Consider the following 21,298-nt stretch of genomic DNA (forward strand, 5'->3'; position numbering starts at 1 on the left):
CCAAAGGCGCATTTTCAGCACAAAACGACTAAAATCACATCTCCGCGATCCGGTTCGACGATCTCACATCAACCGACGAATCCAAGGTGCGAGGCGAGCATTTGCGCGCCTCTACGAACAAATCGAACATAGACAGAATCGCAAATCTGACGCAATTTTGGGGCAGAGCTTCTCACTTCCGCTAAGTTAGCGTTTGCATTTTCATAATATTTTGCAATTACTTAAACGCAAAGAGCGCCGGCGATAGGACTATCTACTAAATTATTAGTTGACTGAAAAAAGCGCATTTGACACCTTTAGGCATCCGGTCTGCTAGGCTGGTCTACAAACATTTGGGAGGACAAGATGCGGAAGTATCTTATCTCCGCCGTCGCGGCGTCTGCCGTGATTGCGGGTACACAATCGCTTTATGCCGACGAAGCGGCAGCCAAGCGCTGGATCGACGCAGAATTCCAGCCGTCTTCGCTGTCCAAAGACGAGCAGATGAGCGAAATGCAGTGGTTCATCTCCGCTGCACAGCCCTATGCGGGCATGGAAATCAACGTGCTGTCGGAAGGCATTCCGACCCACGGCTATGAAGCCGAAGTTCTGACCAAGGCTTTCGAAGAAATCACCGGCATCAAGGTCAACCACCAGATCCTCGGCGAGGGCGAAGTGGTTCAGGCGGTGCAGACACAGATGCAGACCAAACGGAACCTCTATGACGGCTACGTCAACGACTCCGACCTGATTGGCACGCACTCCCGCCTGCAGCTGGCCTACAACCTGACCGACATGATGGCGGGCGAATGGTCCGGCACCACCTCTCCGACGCTGGATCTGGATGACTTCATGGGCACCCAGTTCACCACCGGTCCGGATGGCGACCTGTATCAGCTGCCAGACCAGCAGTTCGCAAACCTCTATTGGTTCCGCAAAGACTGGTTTGACCGCGAAGACCTGCAAGAGGCCTTCAAAGCGAAATACGGCTATGACCTCGGTGTGCCTGTGAACTGGTCCGCGTACGAAGACATCGCAGAGTTCTTCTCCAAAGACGTGAAGAACATCGACGGTGTCGACATCTACGGCCACATGGACTACGGCAAACGCGCCCCTGACCTTGGCTGGCGTATGACCGACGCATGGCTCTCCATGGCGGGCGCAGGCTCCAAAGGCGAACCAAACGGTGTGCCCATCGACGAATGGGGCATCCGCATGGAAGAAGGCTCCTGTAACCCGGCTGGCGCATCCGTCACCCGTGGTGGTGCAGCAAACGGCCCAGCTGCGGTCTACGCGATCCGCAAATGGGACGAATGGCTGCGCAACTACGCCCCTCCCGGTGCGGCGTCTTATGACTTCTATCAGTCGCTGCCAGCTCTGGCACAAGGCAACGTGGCCCAGCAGATCTTCTGGTACACCGCCTTTACCGCAGACATGGTGAAGCCACAGTCTGAAGGCAACAACACCGTGGACGGCGACGGCAACCCATTGTGGCGTATGGCACCAAGCCCGCACGGCCCCTACTGGGAAGAAGGTCAGAAGGTTGGCTATCAGGACGTGGGCTCCTGGACCTTCCTGAAGTCCACCCCCTCGGACCGCGCCCAGGCCGCATGGCTCTATGCACAGTTCGTGACCTCCAAAACGGTTGACGTGAAAAAATCCCAAGTGGGTCTGACCTTCATCCGTGACAGCTCTGTGAACCACGAAAGCTTCACCGAGCGTGCCCCAAAACTGGGTGGTCTGGTGGAATTCTACCGCTCGCCTGATCGCGTGGCATGGTCCCCAACCGGCGTGAACGTGCCGGATTATCCGAAGCTCGCCCAAATCTGGTGGCAGCAGATCGGTGACGTGAACTCCGGTGCCTTTACTCCGCAGGAAGCGATGGACCGTCTGGCCGAAGAAATGGACATCACCATGGCCCGTATGCAGCGTGCAGACGAAGCTCAGAATGTCTACGGCGGCTGCGGCCCACGTCTGAACGAAGAGAAAGACGCAGAGTGGTGGTTTGCCAACGGCGGCGCGAAGCCAAAGCTGGACAACGAAAAGCCACAGGGTGAGACCGTCAACTACGACGACCTCGTAGCCCGCTGGAGCTCTAACTAAAAGCTGTAGCGCAAATTTGGGGAGCGGGCATTCGCTCCCCGAACAAGCGGCAACTTAAAGTTCCTCCAGACCATTCACTCCCCGTGAAATTGGTCGAACTGGCCGGGGCTTACCCTCTAAGCCCCGGCCAACCTGCCCAACTCCCCACCCACTCGGGTCCCTCCTCCACAGGGCGACACAAGGATCAAAAGGTGCATCCATGGCACTGGAAATAAATAATATTACGAAGGTCGTGCAGGGTGTGACACACATCAAACCCACGACCCTCACGTTGAGAAAAGGCCACTTCAACGTGCTGCTGGGCGAAACCGGCGCTGGCAAAACCTCTCTGATTAAGATGATGGCTGGGCTTGACCCGATCGCCTCCGGTCAGATCCTCATGGAGGGCGAAGACGTCACCGCCCTCACCACGCAAAAACGCAAGATCAGCCTCGTGCACCAGTTCTTTGTGAACTACCCGCACATGACCGTGTTTGAGAACATCGCCTCACCCCTGAAGGTCGCAGGCATGGCCAAATCCGAGATCAACGACCGCGTCGCAGAGGCCGCAGACATCCTGCAACTTGGCCCCATGTTGCACCGCCGTCCGCATGAGCTCTCCGGCGGCCAACAACAACGCTGCGCCCTCGCCCGTGCCATCGCCAAAGAAAGCCGCGCTGTATTCCTGGATGAGCCTTTGGCCAACCTCGACTACAAACTGCGCGAAGAACTGCGCGAGCAGTTGCCCGAACTTTTCGCCGGTCGTGGCGCCGTGGTGGTCTATGCGACATCAGAGCCTGAAGAAGCCCTACTGCTGGGCGGCGAAACCGCCCTGATGGTGGACGGCAACGTGGCGCAGTTTGGCCCCACCGCCGACATCTACCGCGCCCCGGCATCTTTGACCGCAGCGCGCGTGTTCTCCGACCCGCCCATCAACCACGCCCCAGTCACCAAACGCGGCGACGCCATACATCTTGGCAATCTTAGCTGGACCGCGTCTGGCGAGGCCGCTGGCCTGACCGATGGCGACTACATCATGGCCGTGCGCCCGCACCACGTGCTGCCCCATGCGCACGACGGCTCCGACGTGGCCCTGACCGGCCATGTCGGTGTGACCGAACTCTCCGGTTCGGAAAGCTCAGCCCACTTTGAGTTTGACGGCAACAGCTGGGTCAGCCTCGCCCATGGCACCCACCCCTACCGGATTGGCGAAGATCACAACTTCTTCCTTGATCCAACCACCTGTTTCTACTTCGCGCCCGACGGCGCCTGCGTCGGCTAAAGGGCACAGATCAATGGCGAAAATCACACTCAAAAACCTGCGGCACAGTTACTTTCCAGAGCCCAAAGGCCCGCAAGACTATGCCCTCAAAGAAGTCGATCTGGATTGGCAGGACGGTGGCGCATACGCTCTGCTTGGCCCGTCCGGCTGTGGCAAATCCACCCTTCTCAACATCATCTCCGGCCTGTTGGAACCATCCGAGGGCCAAATCCTGTTTGACGGCCAAGACGTCACCAAACTGCCACCTGATCAGCGCGACATCGCGCAGGTCTTCCAGTTCCCGGTGATCTACGACACCATGACCGTGCGTCAGAACCTCGCGTTCCCGCTCAAAAACCGTGGCGTTGATCCCGCGATCATCGAAAAGCGCGTGGCCGAGATTGCCGAGATGCTGGAAGTCACTGACATTCTGGACCGCAAAGCGGCTGGCCTGTCACCTGACAACAAACAGAAAATCTCCATGGGCCGTGGTCTCGTGCGGGACGACGTGAACGTTGTGATGTTTGACGAGCCGCTCACTGTGATCGACCCGCACCTCAAGTGGAAACTGCGCACCAAGCTGAAAGAGCTGCATCAGCGTGTCTCTCACACAATGATCTACGTGACCCACGACCAGACCGAAGCCCTCACCTTCGCCGATCAGGTGGTGGTCATGCAACTGGGCGAAGTGGTGCAGATCGGCACGCCCGAAGAGCTCTTTGAACGCCCCGCCCACACATTTGTGGGCCACTTCATCGGCTCACCTGGCATGAACGTGCTGCCTGCCGAGGTCAAAGACGGTCAGGCGATCTTCAATGGCCAACCCGTGACTCTCGAAGGCCCCATCGCGGCAGGCACGAGCGGCACGTTGGAAATCGGCATCCGTCCAGAGTTTGTCTCCCTTGGCGACAGTGGCATTGCAGGCACCGTCAAACGTGTCGCGGACGTCGGCCGCCACGCCGTGGTCGAGGTCTCCGTTGGCGACAGCAAAGTTGCCGCCATCATCAATGACACCCCGCCCGCCGTGGGCGACACCGTGCATCTGCAATTCACACCGCATCAAACCCGGCTCTATGCCGACGGCTGGATTGCCACCACGCCCGCTCAAAAGGAGAGCGCGACATGAGCGAACCACACCTTCGCGCCCCGGACCTGATCCGGGGCCTCGCGCAAAACATCAAGAGGTCCCGGATCACGTCCGGGACGGGTGCCGATAGTCAGGGGACCAAAACATGAAAACCGAAAACCAAAAAGCCTGGTTCTTTGTGCTCCCGGTGCTGATCCTCGTGGCGTTCAACGCCATCATCCCAATGATGACGGTGGTCAACTACTCGGTGCAGGAAACCTTCGGCGACAACCTCTTCTTCTGGGAAGGCCTCACCTGGTTTGAACAGATCCTGCGCTCCGAACGTTTCCACGCCGCCTTGGGACGTCAGTTCTTCTTCACCTTCATGATCCTGATCATCGAAGTGCCGCTCGGCATCGCCATCGCGCTGGCCATGCCGCGCAAAGGCTTCTGGGTGCCAGTCTGCCTTGTGCTGATGGCCCTGCCCATGCTGATCCCTTGGAACGTGGTAGGTGCGATGTGGAACATCTTTGCCCTGCCAGACATTGGCCTGCTCGGCTACTTCCTGAACCACGTGCTGGGCATCAACTATGACATGACACAGGACCCTGTGGCGGCCTGGATCACCATCATCACCATGGATGTGTGGCACTGGACCTCTCTGGTTGTGCTGCTGGCTTACGCCGGTCTCGTCTCGATCCCCGACGCCTATTATCAGGCGGCCAAGATCGACGGCGCCTCCAACTGGTCCGTGTTCCGCTACATCCAATTGCCCAAGATGAAGAACGTTCTGACCATCGCCATCCTTCTGCGCTTCATGGACAGCTTCAACATCTACACGGAACCTTTCGTGCTCACGGGCGGTGGCCCCGGCAACTCGACCACGCTCCTGTCCATCGATCTGGTGAAAATCGCATTGGGTCAATTTGACCTCGGCCCTGCCGCCGCGATGAGCCTCATCTACTTCGCAATCACCCTCTTTGTGTCCTGGCTGTTCTACACACTCATGACCAAAGACGACTTGAACTAAGAAAGGACACGACAATGCGCAAACGTTCTCTTGTCCCCATCCTCTACATCCTGTTCCTGATGCTGCCGATCTACTGGCTGGTGGCGATGAGCTTCAAAACCACCAACGAGATCCTCTCCGGGTTTTCGCTCTTCCCACAGACCTTCACGCTGGAGGCCTACGTCACGATCTTCACCGATCCGACATGGTATTGGGGCTACATCAACTCGATCATCTACGTGTCTCTGAACACGGTGATCTCCATCGCCGTGGCCCTGCCAGCGGCCTACGCCTTCAGCCGCTATCGCTTCCTGGGCGACAAACAACTGTTCTTCTGGCTGCTGACCAACCGCATGGCACCCGCGGCCGTGTTTGCCCTGCCCTTCTTTCAGCTCTACTCCGCCGTGGGCCTGTTTGACACGCACCTCGCCGTGGCATTGGCGCATTGCCTCTTCAACATCCCGCTCGCCGTGTGGATCTTGGAAGGCTTCATGGGTGGCGTACCCAAAGAGCTGGATGAAACCGCATATGTGGATGGCTATTCCTTCCCACGCTTCTTCCTGACGATCTTCATCCCCACGATCAAAGCTGGCGTTGGCGTCGCCGCCTTCTTCTGCTTCATGTTCTCATGGGTGGAGCTGCTCTTGGCCAAAACCCTGACCGCTGTGGCCGCCAAGCCCATCGCCGCCACGATGACCAAAACCGCCTCTTCGGCGGGATATGAATTAGGACTGCTGGCCGCTGCCGGCACGCTCACCATCATCCCCGGCGCCATCGTGATCTATTTTGTCCGCAACTACATCGCGAAGGGCTTCGCGATGGGGAGAGTTTGATATGCTAAGCTGGATGGCATGGACCTGGCCCACGGCCGCAATCTTCATCTGCCTGTTCTCCACAATTGGCCTGCTGATTGTGTTGGAGATCAAGTACCCCGGCGGAGCTGAGCGCAAAGGCGCGCTTGGCCTCACCACCACCCGCGGTGACCGACTGTTTCTCACCTGTCTCGGAGGCAGCTTCATCTTCCTCGCCTGGCTCGGCCTGATGGGCGAACCGCTTTGGTGGCCGCTGGGATTGGCGATTGGCTGGGGCACCTTTTGCTTCTGGAAGGTCTGACCCCCAAAACTGAGAGAAGACCAAAGGGCAGCGCCAAGCACAGCGCTGCCCTTTCTGTTTGGGCAGGAGCCGCACCACCCGCTCCCAACCGCACGCATGGATGCCTCCGGCGGGGATATTTAAGGCAAGAAGAAGCAGAGGCGATTTGCTTCTCCTTTCCCAAATACATCGAGGGAATCGCCACTAGCGACGGGGGCTGCGCCTCAATTCTTAAGCGGCCGAAACCTTCCTTAACGCCGCCACGTTCTCAAAACACGCACCGCCGCAAAACAGCCGCGATACCGACAGAATACCGACGTGGATTTCAAACGTTTACGGCCCCGCCGCAGGATACTGTGATGGGACCGTTTCTTAGGAAATTCGGAGGGCGTTACCAGCTGCGCTGCGCCAGTGTGTTAAGCTCGTTTAGTCGGTCCAGATTGGCCACCGTGCTGAGCATGATACGCTCATGGCTCCAATCCTCTGGCTCGGTCAGCGAGACCGCGCCAAGCAGCACCACACCGGCCATCAACACCGACATACCAGCGCCCAAAACCAGGGCTTCCTTGGCCGGATCATCCTGATCCCGCGCAATCTCCACAATGCGATCTTTCAACATAGACCGACGTGATAAGAAAGGGATCTTGCGCCCCACCAAAGGCACACCAAAAGCCGTCGGCTGCGCTTTGGCCTGCGCTTGCGAAAACCGAGCGATTTCCAACAACCGAAGCGCATAGCCATGCGCATCAAAGCCCTTGCGCGCCAAATAGGCCCGGTCACAGGCCAGCTCGCCAAGCTTACGCAAGCGGCTGGAAAGAAACCAAAAACCGGGATTGAGCACTGCCAAAGGAGAGATCAAAGACAGCAACACCTCGGCATACACGTCCCCTTGACGGATATGCTGCATCTCATGACCCAGTGCCATCTTAACACCCGCCCCATCGCGGAACAACGACCTTGGCAGCACCACATAGTAGCGCAGCACCCCACGTGTTGAAAACGGCACGTCCACCGCGGGAGATACGACCACGGACACCCATTTTGTGCGCTGAACAACACGACCCGCCGAAATCGCTCGGCGGATACGCCCAATGTTGATCGTCAAGTAGATACCGCGCATCACAAATCCAGCGGCAAAAGCCGCGATCAACACTTGCGCCACAATCGAGCCACCGGTTGACATCTGATCCAACCACTGTGTTTTCATCGCCAGCAGTGCCGACATCTCTTGCGCCGACAAGGAAAGATTTCCGTTAAGCACCTGAGAAACCACAACATCTGTGGCGTTCACAGAGGCCGCATAAGACGTCGTCATCAGATACGGCGTCACCACAGGCACCACGGCCAGACAGGCAATGGCTGCCATGCCCAATCGTCGTCGCGTCGAAAAACTGCGCCGCCCGCCGGTCAGCACAAAGAGGCCCTCAAAGATGGCAAAAACAATCGCGGCTAACAGGATCAGTAACTGAACCCAGATCGCCCCCCCTACGATTTGATCAACCGTCATCCTTTCTGATCCTTGTGTCGATGATCTCTTTGATTTCCTGGATCATTTCGTCTGGCAGGTCCTCATTATCCACCAGTCGCGCCACCAGCGCCGTCGGGGTTCCTCCAAACAAGGTTTTAGACAGATTTTTGAGGCTGCGACCTTCATAGTCGCGCTTCTGAACGGCAGGGGTATAGACCAGAGCCCGGTCTTTGCGGTCCGAGGTCACAAATCCCTTGTCGTCGAGAATTTTCATCACGGTAGCAACAGACGTATAAGCGCGCTGCTGATCGTCGTTGAGCGCCCCCATAATATCGCGCACAGACCCTGTGCCGATCTCCCAAAGGGCGATCATAAACTCCAGCTCAACATCCGTGAGCATCTCGCTGCGTCGACGTGCCAACGTGGCCACTCCGTGTTTGATTACTAGGAAATTAGTACTGCATCATGGGAATTAGGGGAAGTATTTTTTGCAGCACGCCGATCAGCTCACACCAACGGAGATTGTTCGGCACTCAAGACGCTCGGGCCTTTTGCACATCTTTAGCTCTATCTGAGAGTTACCATGGTGCGGGTGAAGCGCACCGTCCGTGTGTCTCTAGCTGTTGCCTCATGTCCATTTTTCGTCATAGGTTCAAGCCAGTAAATAGTTTTGTGTCTCTGGACGTCTCACGTTGCTGCGACACAGCCCCCCAATTGGTGGGGGGCTAGCTGGGGGACCAACATGCCTACAGGCGTAAATAAACTCACCGCGATTCAGATTAAGAACTCCGGCGACGGAAAGCTGCAAGACGGTGGTGGCTTGATCCTTCACAAGAAAGGCACGGGCGGAAAATGGATCTATCGGTATTCTTTTTCCGGCCGCCGCCGAGAGATGGGTCTAGGATCATATCCGGAATTTTCACTGGCGGACGCGCGCAAAGAGAGAAACCACTGGCAGCAGATCCTGGCCCGCGGCTCCGATCCAATCAGTGAACGCAACCGCGCCAAGGCTGACGAGCTGGCCGAATTAAACAAACACGATCCATCCTTTGCTGAAGCGGCACAAACAACTTTCGAAGCCAAGCAAGGTGGCTTGCGCGGTGAAGGAAAAGCCGGGCGATGGCTAAGCCCGATCACCCACTACATGGTCCCCAAGATTGGGCCCATGAGAATGTCTGAGATCCACCAATCCGACATTCACAAGGCTCTTCAGCCCATTTGGCGAAAGAAGCATCCAACCGCGGAAAAGGCTATTCAGCGCACCAAGATCATTTTTGAGCACATGCGCCTGTCGGGTGTGCAGTGCGATCCATTCATTGTCGACATGGCAAAGCACATGCTCGGAGAATATCATCACAAGCCCAAAAGCATGCCGGCATCAAGATGGCAGGACGTACCAAGAATATTTGAAGCATTGAATCGGGACGACTCTTCGCACATGTGCCTGCGGTTCAAGATTCTGACCGCCATGCGATCCGCTGCGGTTCGGGGCGCTAGATTTGACGAAATCGACGGGGATGTTTGGACGGTGCCAGCCTCTAGAATGAAGGGGCGCGAGGGTATGGTCGGCGACTTTCGCGTCCCCCTACCAAGTCAAGCCCTGGAGCTCGTAGAGCGCGCACGGAGCTGGCGTGTTAGCCCCTACCTGTTCCCAGGAGGACAGGGTGGCGGCATTTCGGATGTCGCAATCAACAAAGTCTTCAACAAAATTGACCCTGACGGCACACCCCACGGCTTGAGGACCAGTTTCCGAACATGGGTCCAGGACACCGAGGCGGCGACCTATGACGTGGCAGAGACCGCACTGGCCCATATTATCGGCAGCAAGGTAGAGCGCTCCTACGCACGTTCTGATCTGCTGGATCGACGGCGGATCCTGATGCAAAAATGGGCGGACCATGTGACCAACACGGACGCCACGGTACTTCAGTTCCCAAACTCTGGGCGCACCTGAGAGATGTGGGCAGATTCCCGTGATTTCAGAGCGTTGGCCACAGAAATTGTCAAAACCGCCCGCGATACCGATCAATGGCTTACATTGGACTATGACAACCAATCCGCGCTACACGTCTCGGCATGAAAGCGCGTGATTGGCCCTTCGATACCGTAGAAATCAAATGCGACCACTGCGGGCGCTTTGGGCGGTACAAGAGGGAAACGTTTGTGGAGATGGTTGGGGCCGAAACCGACCTCCCCACAGCGAGACGGAGCCTAGCCGCAGACTGCCCGATCTGGCTAGACAAGCCCGACATAATGCGGACAGAGTGTCAGCCCGCATTTGTGCAAGATTGGTGGTGTGTGAAATGAGCAAAGACCCGAATGGCCGTACCAGATTACCCGCGACATGCCAAAACTGCGGGTACGAAATCAGAGAGTCGGAATCTATCGCCCCAACAGTGGAACAAGTCGCAGAAAACGACGGCAAACCAATGGCGCAATGCCCTATGTGCAATGGGCCAATATTTTCGGATTACCTCCTACCGCCCGAATTTCTTACCTAGCTTCCCAAACACACCAAAACCCCGCCAGCCCTTCGGCCAGCGGGGCAAAATATACGCAACATCTATCTTACAGCAGCCCTGCCCGCGCCTCGCGATTTGAGATGATCAACTCCTGGACCTTCTTGCCGCCCGACTTGGCGATCGTGTAGCTCAGACGCACTTCATCGATGTGGAAGCCATCAAACCACTCGCGGATCTCTGGCGTGTCATTGATGGACATCACAAAGGCGCCTTTGATCTCGCGGAGCTGGTCCGCCATGGCATTGAAGTCTTCCTGTGCAAAAATGTCCTTGCCGTAGTCGGCTTCCCCACCGAAATAAGGCGGATCCAGGTAGAACAGTGAATGAGCCCCGTCATACCGACGAATGACCTCAGACCAGTCCAGGCTTTCAAAGACGACGCCATCCAGGCGCGCATGCGCCCGCCTCAGTAGATCCTCTGCGCCTTTAACAGTGAACCTGGTGCGGTCGACCGCCACTCCAAAGACGCCTCCTAATTTGCCGCCAAAGGCCAAGCGTTGGAGATACACAAAACGCGCAGCGCGCTCCAAGTCTGTCAAAGTGTCAGGTGGCGTCCTGCGCAACCGCTCAAACTCGATACGAGAGACAATTTGCAGATCGAGCTGTGCAATCAGCTCAGGAAGGTGACGCTGCGCGATCCGAAAAAGGTTGATGATCTCGCCGTTCAGATCATTGGCGACTTCTAGCTGTGGCTTGAAATCGCGGCGCAGGAACACGCCGCCCATGCCCACAAAGGGCTCGATATAGGTCTTATGCGGGATCCGCTCGATCCGCTCGATCAGAGTCTTGTGCAGGGCTTTCTTCCCGCCAAGCCAAGGGGCAATTGGCGCGGCAGGCCGCACCGAAGTCATTGTATGCATAGTTGTTTTCCGCATAGGGTGCCGCCACTCACGCGTGAGTCGGGCGACGATGCGTATAGGTTTCGTCGGTGCAGCCGCTGTGGAAAGTTAGCTGCATGGTGGGCGGTGTTGGTGCACCGCCTACCCCCTGAGAGTTTTTAGGAGGAGTAAGACATGGGCGAGTTGCTAAACAGAGGCTACCAACGGGAGATCCTCGAAACGCTTGCGAGTGCGTATCCCGCCGATGTCGACATCGAAGCGGAATGGCCTGAACAAGAGGACAACTCTCTCAAGGTGAATTTGTATTACCTGGACGAACATGGGTTGACCCAAAACCAGGTGGACAGAACCAAAGACGAACCTTGGCCACTGCCTCGTGCTTGCAAGATTACCGCGGCCGGTCTGGATTTTCTCGAGAAAGATGGCGGACTCGGGGCAATTCTAAACACCGTTACGGTCAGGTTTGAGGAGGAACAGTTTAGAAGTCTGATCGTAACACTCGTGGGACACAGCGAACTGCACGATGAAGAAAAAGAGACCATCATCGGGAAACTGAAGGAGCTGCCCGGTCACGCTCTAAACAAGATTGGTGACGCTGTAATTGCCGAAGGCATTGATGGATTGATCAAACTCCTTGATGGGCTTGGCGGCTAAGCCCGCCGCCGGGATTAGGTATCATCGCCAGAAGGTGGCAGAGCTTCTCGCAGCTGCTCAAACGCCTGCCCCGTTGCCATCAAGCACGTAGACCCGTTAGGCATCGTGACGGTGATTGTCCAGCTACCGGAATCCTCAGAAGCGAAGATTTCCACCATGGCACCCTGTGTGCCGAGGCCGAGCGCCTGACGCGTTTCCCCGTACTTTTGCGCAAGACGCTCCACGACAAGATCGCGGGTGGCGCAGTGTTGCAGATTTTGCGCTCCAACTGGACACGCCAAAAGGGCCGCCAGAGCGGCTGCAATCATCGTTTTCATGGGAGGACCCTTTCAGGTTGGCTGCGCGTTTGGCCGGTGCACAGCAGAGCCGGATTGATTGCCAGAGGCGAAACGCACTGCTAGCGTCTCAGCCATTGATAGAAGAATGTCTTGAGGTACACCTAGCATGCCAGCCGACACGCCCAACCATCTCATCAAATTCATCAAACCCTCGGACAGAAGGTACTTCAAGGACGGGACTCTGAAATTTGGCACACTCAAAGCATATCAAGGATCCGAAGAAGTGACCTTGGGGGCCAGGGACGACTATCTAGAGGGCGGCAGATCACGTTCCTTAACTTTCACGAACAAGGAACCGATCAACGCACACGGCATGATCTTTGGTGCAGGTGCGAACTTCCGGGGCCTGCAGTTGATAGACGAAATCAACGCCCATGTCTTTTGCTGCAGCAACGGCCCATACACCAAGGAGATGCACGACGGAATTCGGTTAGGAAAGGGAGATTATACCGGAAATGCGGAACTCACCGACTACGTTGTGTTTGACTCAAAAAAATTGATCTATGCCGTTGTGGAGGAACTTTCAAAACTCGCTCCAAATCAAACCGAAAACATTCTTGCCCATGGAAGAGTTATGTACACAAAAACCGTTGAACCTATGAGCGAAGAGCAACTAAATTGTCCTCCGGAATCGTTTGGTCTAGAGCAGGCGTTTGAAGCTGTTATCACGAAGCCCGAGCTTTTCACCCCAGAGAATGAATACCGGCTAATCCCCACCTTACATAATCGCCTTGGTATTGAACCCGACGCCGACAGTCTGTTCTTAACAAGCGACGCCATTCGCGATGCGATCATCTATTTGGGAGCGCTAGGCTAGAGCATTTGCTTCACCTGCGCCGCATCTCGCCCACTCAACACTTCGACCTTACCAGCGCAATCCAGCAATTCCTTGCGGTCCTGTGCCCACAACACCTCCACCTGCCGATCACTTATCCCGCCAGAGGGGATTTGCACCGGACGGTCACAGGGGTCGGCGCTCTTAACGTAAGGCGTTGAGCCGCTGCACCCGGCTAGGGCTAAGACAGCGCTCGACAACAACAGGTTCCGCATAGGCAGCAGCCCCCAACACTTCGGCCATGCGTGCGCGCTCTTGCTCCGCTGCACGGCGTTTCTGATCGGCCTCTTGGCCTTTGGCGATCTGGTCGAGAAGGTCTTGGTTGTGGGCGGCCTCAACCTTGGTCACGGCAAGGGAATAGCCCACCCTGCCAGCAACCCCGCTGGTGACCAGCACAGCCACCAGCGCCGCCAATAGGAACCGCGCGCTTGGCATCAACCGAGGCCTTTCATGCACAGGCGGTATTCGTGCGCCCGCCGATTCACCAACCCCCGCACAACCCGCCCACCCGCCTTGTTCCACCACGTGAGGGCTTTGCATCCACCGGCGACGTCTCCCGCATTCAGACGGCGGGTTGCGGTGCTGCGCCCTGCCCCGCGAATACCGACGTTGTAGGCAAGCGAGACATAGGCGGCATCTCGCTCCGGCGTCAGTCGTTTGGTGCGGGTGGTTTCGCTGAAATACCCATGCAGACCGGCGCGGAAATCACCTGTCAGCCGCTGTTCCAGCTTGGCGCGACATTCTGCGTCCGTCGCCCGCTGCCCCAGGTTCACGCCCTTCGTTTCGCCGTAGCACAGCGTTGGCACGCCCACGATGTCCAGATAAGCGCAATGCATGGCCGGATCATCAGCGCAGCGGTGTTCCCCCTCCCACTGCACCACAAGCGGCGTCAAGACACGCATCGTGGCGCGCTCACTGGATTGCGCCATGCCTTGAGACGCTAAGAGCGCAGTAACCAAGACAATCAGGCCAATCACCGCCCGCCGCATCCACGCACCCTCTCGAGTTTGCAAAATGATGCGCCCAACGATGCCGAGCACCACGACCCAAAGCTGCAAAATGGACCAAACCGCTGGGTTGGTGTCGACGCCAGTTGCCCGATAGATCAGGTCCGGCAGAACGGTAAGCAATGCCAGCACGTAAAAGGCAATGGCTGTGTAAGAGAGCCGCAGATCGCGGCCCCATCCGGTCACAAGTTTCATGTGTTTTCTCCGTTGTTTTGAAAGAGGCTTCGAATGTCGGAACGTAGCTCTTTGACATCGCCCTTCACTTCCTGAAGGTCCGCGCGGTCGCGCTGACGCATCTCTTCGCGTGCGCCCAATTCAGTCTGAAGCAACTCGATTTGCTTTTGGTTGGTGAAGATCCTCCGCACCACCCAGACAATGCCCCCCAAGAATGAGACTACCGCCCATCCCACTGCGTTTTGACTGGCCTTTTCGGCAATTTCGGCAAGGTTCATTCAACGACCTCCGGCGAAATAGCAAAGCCCCGCCAAAGCGGAGCCTCTGGTTTCCGTTTTCATGATGTGCCTTTCGCTGATCAGTTAGAGCGCTTCCGCCGAAACAGCCTAAGCGATCACGCCCAGGACATTGCCGGCATAGGCTTTAATCTCGGCCAGCAAGTCGCTGTTTTCTTGCAGAGAAAGGTCCGCAGCGCCCCACAAAAGATCACTGACCAAAACGTCGTTCAGCTTGCCATTGCTGATAATGTTGGTTGTGTCCGTCACCGCCGCCGACAGCTCCGTATCAAAGACAAAATCGCCCCCGTTTACAGACAGGCCCACAGTCTTGGTTGTGTCGTTCCACGTACCAACGACAAGGTTCCAAGCATCGGGGAGAAAGGGTAAGGAAACCATCGCCTCGGAGCCGCTTGCCCCTACACGCATCAATGCCGTGTCATTGATACCAAGTTGCAGCATGTGGCGGTTACCGCCGGTGCCCGAATACATCAGGTACTCGTTTGTCGCCGTGGGCCCGGGCTTGAATACGACAGCCTTAAAGAAGTCGCCGCCCACCGGAAACGCCTCTGATGCTGTGAGCCGGTCGTTTCCGCTGGTAAAGAATTGCAGCGCCGGACGCCCCTTGGGGCCGCCATCCAAATCAAGGGATGGCTGCGCGCTCCGGGTCGCCTCTGAAAGCGTTTCTGTGGACCCGTCTTTGCGATTGGCCATGGCCGATACCAAACCATCCACGGCGCCCCCAACCTCATAGGTCAAAAGCGCCTCTTTTGCGGTAAAGAAGCCCGACACGCGCGGATCGTCGCCAATGCGGGCGTTGTAGCCACGCAGAGTTGGCAGGTTGGGGTTGCTCACCTCGGCGGGGAGCTGCATTTGATTAACCGATGCGTTCATGAGATCACCTCTTGGAATGAAAGGGCTGCGTTGTGGAGAATGTAGCCAGGGGCTGTGAGGGACGCGGTGGTGTCAGTGTCCCACAGGTTGCCATAGGCTTGACTGTGGTCTTGCTCGGCCCCTGCGCCGGTGTAGGCGTATTCGAGAACGGCACCGGCGGCGGGAGGCTGATCAAGTGTGATCGTGACCGTGGCGGTGCCACCCGCGCCCGCGTCGGAGATCACGACGGACTGGATCGCCGCGCCGCCGCTGTCAGTCAGGGCAAAGCCCTGGTTGGGGGCCTGCGCCACGTTGTCCGCGCGGAACTGTAGGGGCCAGAAGTCGCCACCACCATCATGGCGCGGGACCGTAAGAACAGGAACAGTGATCACTGATCCAGCCACTGTGATGTTGCTGACCTGAGGCGTTGGCGCGTGCCGGGTGTCGCCGTAGCGCTTCCAGTTGCGGATCGCCTTGGCGACATATTCGCCCTTCAGATCATGCCCCAGTGCATTCGGGTGCACATTGTCGTTGAGTGTCACCCAATAGGACGCCCCAACGGTGTGGATGTCGGCGTGCGCTTCCCCCATGTCCATCTGAGCGCGGGAAATCTCGCTGGCTTCGCCCTCGCCATATTGTGGCGCTGCGATCTGCCATTGGAACAGGTGCACGTCCTTTGTCTGACCTGTCACGGCTTTTATGCGCGCATTTTTGTCATCGAGCAGTTGGCGCAAGTCGCTGGCATAGCTGGCGGCTGTGATGGCTGCGGACCGATCATTGGTGCCGCAATTCAGGACCACCGTGTCGCAGATCACATCGCGTTCATAGACATCCAATAGCGTGACAGCGTGGGCCAACTCCGCTATGGCGTTTTCAAACTGGACGTCACCTTGCTGAATTTGGTCAAGACGCTCGCCGGATTGCCCCGAATTGCGCGCGATCCAAACTGTGCGGTCTCCCCCGTCCTCGTTCTGATAGCGATCCAGCAACTGCATGGCCGTTGTCAGGCCGGTTGAGCCGAGGTTACCGTCCACCGCTTCAATCGCCGGAACCAGCGAGGTCGCAGACGCCGCGACAAATACGGTGTTGCCGCCGCCACGCACGCCGCTGGCCATCATAAAGCCAGTCACTGGAGTGAGGGCAGTCGCCGACCGCAAGTCCGTGCCACCGGACCCGTTGGAAATGCTGTCGCCCTGCCCCATGATGTAGTTGGCAGGTGCGCGCCCTTCTTCAACCGCGACAGTGGGTGCATTCCGCCGGGATAGATAGGCCCGCGCCACACCGGAGACATCCGAAAAGTGCCGGTTCAGATCGCCTGTGTGTCCAGCACCGCCCCACACATTTCCAGGCAGCAGGTCTTGCGGCATGTCTCTGGCCGCCAATCCTTTGCCACAGGTGAATTTCGCGATCATGTCTGCGCTTGGCTCGGCAAACAGTTGGCCGTTGTGGTCGATTTGCAAGACCACTTTGCCTGCCGCATCCAGCCAGACGTAGGCCTGATCAAAGTCATCATCAGGCGGCAACAAAGGCACCAGGCGCAAACCTGGCACCGCCATCAAGCCGTCCGTATCGAAGCCACCATGATCCTTGCCAGGGTCGCCGCCGACGAAACTAAACGGGCGGACAGGGTCATCCGTATCCTCGGCGGCGGTGGCTTGGCCAAACGCTTCAAAGAGCGGCTTCTGGGCGTTGCTGATTGGCTTATCAAGATCAGCGGTGTTGTCGACGTTCTCTAGGCCAAGGCTTTCTGCTGTTTGTTGCGGCGGCAAGTCAGCAACCCGGACAAACTCGGTGCCATCATGCTCATAGGTGCCGGAAAGCGCGCCATCATCAAGAACGCGTCCGACGTCACCCTGTCCAGCCGCAGCAATGGCGTTCAGTTCGGCAAGCGTGTTGCGGGTCCAGATCACACCAGCAGCGAGAGAAGCCTCGACACCGGCCACCCGGCTTTCCACCTCCTGCCCCCAATCGCTGGCCGCGCCTTTACTCACGTCACTGCCGTGACGCCACACCTCTTTTGCCCCTCCATGCGGAAAGTCACTCATGCTCGTACCTCTCAATTTTCAGAAGGATCAGGCGATGCTGGCGCTAAACGGCCCTGCATCATTGTCGTTGTTCAAGTTGGAAACGTTGACGGATCGCGCAGTCCAATCAAACGAACCGGACCCGCAGTTATCGACAAACTCAAAGTAAGTGTCCGGCCCAACCATGCCGGCGTAGAAGGTCGCCACCAACGCCCCGTCGCGGTAGACCTCGGTCTGCCAAAGCGCGGCGCTGGTCGAGGTGGTCATGGACACGGTTGCGGTGCCATCGCCGTTGTCGGCCACAGCAAGACCAGTAGGCGGCGCAGGTTTGTTGGCGGCTGCGCGCGCCGTCACACCTGCAACCACCGTGGCAGGGCCGATCACCCCACCCGGTGTTTCCCAGGCCAGCGACAGATCGTAATCATCCCCATCGACAAGCAAAGGAATGAGGTGGCTGGTCACCCCTGCGCCCACGGTCACATCGCGCCATTCATCGGTGCCGGCGGCGGCGTATTTCAGGACGGGTTTTAAGGCATCGCTTGGCGGTGCGGGCCAACCAACGCCAATGCCGGCCGCATACTGGTTCTGCGCGGTTTTGACACCAATACCTGCGGCCGTAATTTCCTCTAGGTCGATCGAGGGGACGCCGGAAGATGTGTCCGCCGGCGGTAATTCCTGCACCGCGCCCTGCTCACCTAAGGCAAGGGTGAGAGCATCATCGTCAACCAAATGCAGGGTAAGATCCACCGCAGCCAGGTTGCCACGATCAAAGTTCAGATTGTGACCCCGCACAGAGAACTTTCCGACAAGCCCCACCTCGGGCGCATTCAGATCCACAACCTCTTCGAACGTGGCCGGGAAGCACCCGGGCTTGCACCGAAGCTGCAACCGCAGCTTTGGGTTTGCCCGATCCATCTCCACCTTCAAGGCGGCGCGGGTTTGCCTGTGACTTGGCGAAAACTGCGCCTCAAAAACCGCGCCGACCAGCTCCTCGCCATCCTCGGCAATGCGCGCATCATCCCGCCAGGCCTCGGCGTCGACCTCTGTGTGGTTCAGATCGTGGCTGACGAACCGACCCGGCAAAACGTTAAAACGGTCAAGCCCATCCGGCCCAGCATCCACATTGGCGACTTCAAGAATGTCGCCGTAGGTGATCGTAAACTCGGCGTCACGGGGGCGAGCAAAGGACAACTTTACCTTACCTGAAGGCGCCAGCCGGATCTCACCGCCCCCCGCCCGCAGGAATTTCTGCAAAACCTCCTGTGGCTTTTCATTCAGACCAAACGTCGCGCTCGCACGCAGACGGGCCTCGGTCCCACCCTCGGCCAAGGGCATTTGATCATCGGCAAAATCCGCCTCTTCGGTGATGTTGTCCCAATCAATCGCCCTGGGGCTGTTCAAACCATCCGGCGAGGCGATGTAGTACGCGGTTGCCAGGGCGAGGTTTTCACTAAACACAGCCGCATCAAGGCGTGGGTCGTACAACTTTGCCGTTTCTGCCCGCACAAAGAGCGCAGGCTCTCCACTGGGATACATGCCACGGTGATGCTCTGGCGGCGCGCTCTCACATGTGATCAAACTGGTCCATTGACCATCAAGCCGGTGATTGGCCGTCCACTCAGACCAGATGTTTTCCAGCTCAGCGTAATGCGCAGATGGCACTTGCCCCGTGCGGCCAACGATTTTGACGCGCGGGCGCTCATGGAAATATTGCTCATCCGTGACGTGATCGGTGGCGTTCAGCGCTACAGGCTCGTTGTTGAGATAGTGGCCAAGAACGCGGGTTATCTCCCCATGGCCATGCACAACAACCCGATAACTGATCCCCTCAGTCGCACGGTGAAACACAACGTTGCCGCCAACCTTCACAATCCCCACGTGCCCCATGCGCGGCGCGGTGGTCGACTTGCTGTTGGTCTGCACGTTCTCGGGGTTGAAAGATGGCGCATCCGGCCGCGTCAAGGCACCAACCGCAGAGCTCAACAACAACCCGCCGCCCAAGTTCACCAGAGAGCCGGCCAGCGTTAAACCACCGGCCGCAGTGGTCAACGGTATGCCAAAAGCGGTAATTGCTCCGCTGAACGGCAAAATCGCCGCCGCAAGTGCTACCATGACCACCCCCTAAGAACGTCAAAATCATCGCAAAAGCGCGCACGACCATCGGACGCGCGGGCGACCGCCCGGCCAGACACAATCAAAGCACAGAGCTTTTGCGTACCAACCCTCACCACGGCGGCACCATCACCTGACAAAGGCGCAAACCGCGCCATACGCGGGGCAATCAGCGCCTCCAGACCACCCGCGCGCATGATGACCCGACGACACTCAAACCAGCTGTTGTAAGTGCCGCGCAGATCCACAGCGGGATCAAAGCCGGTGCAGGCTCGGACACCGGACGCACACCAAAGCGCGCAGTCGTTTTGCCCCCACGCGAAAGGTTCGGCGAGGCTGGATGCAATGAATTGGGAAAGCATTACCAATCCGTCCAGACGATCAGTCGGCCGTTTTCAGTGGTGAACTGCATGCCCTTGTCGGTCGGAAACCGGCGTATCTGATCGAAGTAAGTTTGCATGCCGTAGGCAGGCACACCTTTGCGCGCCATGGGCCCCTCACATCCAAGGGTGACCAAAGACGCCTTGGGCGTGAAACGCGCGGACATGCGGTCCATGACACCCACGTCCCACGCGATCGGCAAACCCAGCGGTGCGCCATCCGTCATCAATTGCCCATAAAGCCCATAATCACGGCGGCGATAGTTTGGCTTGTCGCTGATCATCTCGACCAGTTCAGCGCGCCAATTTGCGCGCTCAACCAAGGCCTCAAACACGCCAAGGTGATACTCTCGCAAAGGCGCAAGCTGCCCCTGCCCGCCTGACAGGTTTGGCATTCCAACAACCAGACCGCCGCCCTTTTGCCAGAGCTGGCCGTTCAGATCCGTGAAGCCAACCGTTCGGTTGCACAGCCGCAGCGGTTCATCAGCGAATTCAAAATGCATCATGACTGACAGCTCAACGACTTGTTTGCGCAGAGCATCCATAATTGCCCCGTGAAGCTCATCGGGTTGATGCTTAAGAAGCTCTAGGGTCATTGATTGAACGCCTCGACCACATTGACGGTCAGAGGCTCCGAATAGACCCCCAAATTCGCAAAAACGTCCCAATCACCGCTGCTCGCCAGACGGACATCAATATGCGGCTCAGAGACGCGAACCAAGGCACCTTCTAGGGCGCTTTTGCGTAAAGACGGCGAGAATTGGACCTGGCCATCGTCGTTGCTTTCGACCTCATAAAGACTGGCATCAATTGAAAATCGATCACCAATGGCGAGATTGCGCCCCACAAAACTTGTCAGCTTAACCGCCACCGAGCCTTCCGCCAGGTTGTTGCTGAGACGTTCGTCATCCGTATCGGGCAACGCAAAGCCGGTCCCATCATCAAAGGTTTTCTGGTCATCAAAGCGGCTGTAGCCCCGCTCTATGTCTTCCTCGGACACGCCGACCTGACGCCAAAAGCGGTGCGGATCTCCCTCAAATCGAGGGCTCGCCAGGTTCAACAATGGCAGACGCAACACGCCCGCGCGGCCCCGCAACCGGGTTGGCACCGATCGTAGCAGAGCAAGGTCCTTTCCGAACATGGGCGGGAACACAACCGAGCCCCGCCAGGTTCTGTTCTCCGTAAACGTCACTTGCTCCCACCCATCCAAACCAGGGCGAAAGTCCGGCATTTCCCCGACCAGACGCAGATTGTCGTGGCGAATTTGCAAACCAAGCGTTGATGTCAAATCGACAAATCCCGGCATGCG

The 21,298-nt window shown here is 57.7% G+C and carries 22 protein-coding genes; 9 read left to right on the forward strand and 13 right to left on the reverse strand.

Annotated features, from left to right (window positions below):
* Nucleotides 1-345 precede the first annotated feature (345 nt).
* From SIB38_RS15255 to SIB38_RS15280, 6 genes are all read left to right on the forward strand, one after another.
* Nucleotides 346-2,082, forward strand: a complete 1,737-nt coding sequence (locus SIB38_RS15255; protein ID WP_412550515.1) for an extracellular solute-binding protein — start codon at nucleotides 346-348, stop codon at nucleotides 2,080-2,082.
* A 199-nt stretch (nucleotides 2,083-2,281) separates the two neighbouring features.
* Nucleotides 2,282-3,343, forward strand: coding sequence for an ABC transporter ATP-binding protein (locus SIB38_RS15260; protein ID WP_412550516.1), 1,062 nt, complete (start codon nucleotides 2,282-2,284; stop codon nucleotides 3,341-3,343).
* Nucleotides 3,344-3,356: 13 nt separating this feature from the next.
* Nucleotides 3,357-4,448 carry an ABC transporter ATP-binding protein gene (locus SIB38_RS15265; protein ID WP_294114549.1) on the forward strand — a complete coding sequence of 364 codons (1,092 nt, stop codon included), beginning with the start codon at nucleotides 3,357-3,359 and terminating at the stop codon, nucleotides 4,446-4,448.
* A gap of 106 nt (nucleotides 4,449-4,554) precedes the next feature.
* A complete protein-coding gene (locus SIB38_RS15270) occupies nucleotides 4,555-5,418 on the forward strand; it encodes a carbohydrate ABC transporter permease (protein WP_294114547.1) in 864 nt (287 codons plus the stop codon).
* A 14-nt stretch (nucleotides 5,419-5,432) separates the two neighbouring features.
* The gene (locus SIB38_RS15275) at nucleotides 5,433-6,230 is read left to right on the forward strand and encodes a carbohydrate ABC transporter permease (protein ID WP_294114544.1); all 798 of its coding nucleotides are present in this window, start codon (nucleotides 5,433-5,435) and stop codon (nucleotides 6,228-6,230) included.
* Nucleotide 6,231: 1 nt separating this feature from the next.
* Nucleotides 6,232-6,510, forward strand: coding sequence for a DUF2160 domain-containing protein (locus tag SIB38_RS15280; protein ID WP_294114542.1), 279 nt, complete (start codon nucleotides 6,232-6,234; stop codon nucleotides 6,508-6,510).
* Between the two features lie 370 nt (nucleotides 6,511-6,880).
* On the opposite strand, the gene SIB38_RS15285 is transcribed toward SIB38_RS15280, so the two are convergent.
* The gene (locus tag SIB38_RS15285; RefSeq protein ID WP_412550517.1) at nucleotides 6,881-7,996 is read right to left on the reverse strand and encodes a M56 family metallopeptidase; all 1,116 of its coding nucleotides are present in this window, start codon (nucleotides 7,994-7,996) and stop codon (nucleotides 6,881-6,883) included.
* A complete protein-coding gene (locus SIB38_RS15290; protein ID WP_412550518.1) occupies nucleotides 7,986-8,378 on the reverse strand; it encodes a BlaI/MecI/CopY family transcriptional regulator in 393 nt (130 codons plus the stop codon). The genes SIB38_RS15285 and SIB38_RS15290 overlap by 11 nt, the downstream gene beginning before the upstream one ends.
* Before the next feature lie 321 nt (nucleotides 8,379-8,699).
* Here SIB38_RS15290 and SIB38_RS15295 point away from each other — a divergent pair, with 321 nt between their 5' ends.
* On the forward strand, nucleotides 8,700-9,911 hold the full coding sequence (locus SIB38_RS15295) for a tyrosine-type recombinase/integrase (RefSeq protein WP_412550519.1): 1,212 nt from the start codon (nucleotides 8,700-8,702) through the stop codon (nucleotides 9,909-9,911).
* 614 nt (nucleotides 9,912-10,525) lie between these two features.
* Here the strand turns inward: SIB38_RS15295 and SIB38_RS15300 are convergent.
* Nucleotides 10,526-11,329, reverse strand: coding sequence for a DNA adenine methylase (locus SIB38_RS15300; RefSeq protein WP_412552051.1), 804 nt, complete (start codon nucleotides 11,327-11,329; stop codon nucleotides 10,526-10,528).
* A 162-nt stretch (nucleotides 11,330-11,491) separates the two neighbouring features.
* On the opposite strand from SIB38_RS15300, the gene SIB38_RS15305 reads away from it, so the two are divergent.
* Entirely contained in the window at nucleotides 11,492-11,971 is a 480-nt protein-coding gene (locus SIB38_RS15305) for a hypothetical protein (protein ID WP_412550520.1), read from the forward strand.
* Between the two features lie 14 nt (nucleotides 11,972-11,985).
* Here SIB38_RS15305 and SIB38_RS15310 read toward each other — a convergent pair whose 3' ends face one another.
* Entirely contained in the window at nucleotides 11,986-12,288 is a 303-nt protein-coding gene (locus tag SIB38_RS15310; RefSeq protein ID WP_412550521.1) for a hypothetical protein, read from the reverse strand.
* 127 nt (nucleotides 12,289-12,415) lie between these two features.
* Here SIB38_RS15310 and SIB38_RS15315 point away from each other — a divergent pair, with 127 nt between their 5' ends.
* The gene (locus SIB38_RS15315; protein ID WP_412550522.1) at nucleotides 12,416-13,126 is read left to right on the forward strand and encodes a hypothetical protein; all 711 of its coding nucleotides are present in this window, start codon (nucleotides 12,416-12,418) and stop codon (nucleotides 13,124-13,126) included.
* A gap of 162 nt (nucleotides 13,127-13,288) precedes the next feature.
* Here SIB38_RS15315 and SIB38_RS15320 read toward each other — a convergent pair whose 3' ends face one another.
* The 9 genes from SIB38_RS15320 to SIB38_RS15360 all read right to left on the reverse strand — a co-directional run bounded on the left by SIB38_RS15320 (nucleotide 13,289) and on the right by SIB38_RS15360 (nucleotide 21,295).
* Nucleotides 13,289-13,579, reverse strand: coding sequence for a hypothetical protein (locus tag SIB38_RS15320; RefSeq protein ID WP_412550523.1), 291 nt, complete (start codon nucleotides 13,577-13,579; stop codon nucleotides 13,289-13,291).
* Nucleotides 13,579-14,346, reverse strand: a complete 768-nt coding sequence (locus SIB38_RS15325; protein WP_412550524.1) for a lysozyme — start codon at nucleotides 14,344-14,346, stop codon at nucleotides 13,579-13,581. Before SIB38_RS15325 ends, SIB38_RS15320 begins: the two co-directional genes overlap by 1 nt.
* Nucleotides 14,343-14,603: a hypothetical protein gene (locus SIB38_RS15330; protein WP_412550525.1), complete on the reverse strand. Its 261-nt coding sequence runs from the start codon at nucleotides 14,601-14,603 to the stop codon at nucleotides 14,343-14,345. Before SIB38_RS15330 ends, SIB38_RS15325 begins: the two co-directional genes overlap by 4 nt.
* Nucleotides 14,604-14,711: 108 nt before the next feature.
* Nucleotides 14,712-15,494: a hypothetical protein gene (locus SIB38_RS15335; RefSeq protein WP_412550526.1), complete on the reverse strand. Its 783-nt coding sequence runs from the start codon at nucleotides 15,492-15,494 to the stop codon at nucleotides 14,712-14,714.
* Nucleotides 15,491-17,518, reverse strand: coding sequence for an SGNH/GDSL hydrolase family protein (locus tag SIB38_RS15340; RefSeq protein ID WP_412550527.1), 2,028 nt, complete (start codon nucleotides 17,516-17,518; stop codon nucleotides 15,491-15,493). The genes SIB38_RS15335 and SIB38_RS15340 overlap by 4 nt, the downstream gene beginning before the upstream one ends.
* 27 nt (nucleotides 17,519-17,545) lie before the next feature.
* Nucleotides 17,546-19,609: a hypothetical protein gene (locus tag SIB38_RS15345; RefSeq protein ID WP_412550528.1), complete on the reverse strand. Its 2,064-nt coding sequence runs from the start codon at nucleotides 19,607-19,609 to the stop codon at nucleotides 17,546-17,548.
* Nucleotides 19,603-19,971, reverse strand: coding sequence for a DUF6950 family protein (locus tag SIB38_RS15350; protein WP_412550529.1), 369 nt, complete (start codon nucleotides 19,969-19,971; stop codon nucleotides 19,603-19,605). The genes SIB38_RS15345 and SIB38_RS15350 overlap by 7 nt, the downstream gene beginning before the upstream one ends.
* On the reverse strand, nucleotides 19,971-20,585 hold the full coding sequence (locus SIB38_RS15355; RefSeq protein WP_412550530.1) for a hypothetical protein: 615 nt from the start codon (nucleotides 20,583-20,585) through the stop codon (nucleotides 19,971-19,973). Before SIB38_RS15355 ends, SIB38_RS15350 begins: the two co-directional genes overlap by 1 nt.
* The gene (locus SIB38_RS15360) at nucleotides 20,582-21,295 is read right to left on the reverse strand and encodes a hypothetical protein (protein ID WP_412550531.1); all 714 of its coding nucleotides are present in this window, start codon (nucleotides 21,293-21,295) and stop codon (nucleotides 20,582-20,584) included. Before SIB38_RS15360 ends, SIB38_RS15355 begins: the two co-directional genes overlap by 4 nt.
* Nucleotides 21,296-21,298: the final 3 nt, after the last annotated feature.

Source organism: Shimia sp. MIT910701 (assembly GCF_047126315.1).
Lineage (GTDB): Bacteria > Pseudomonadota > Alphaproteobacteria > Rhodobacterales > Rhodobacteraceae > Shimia.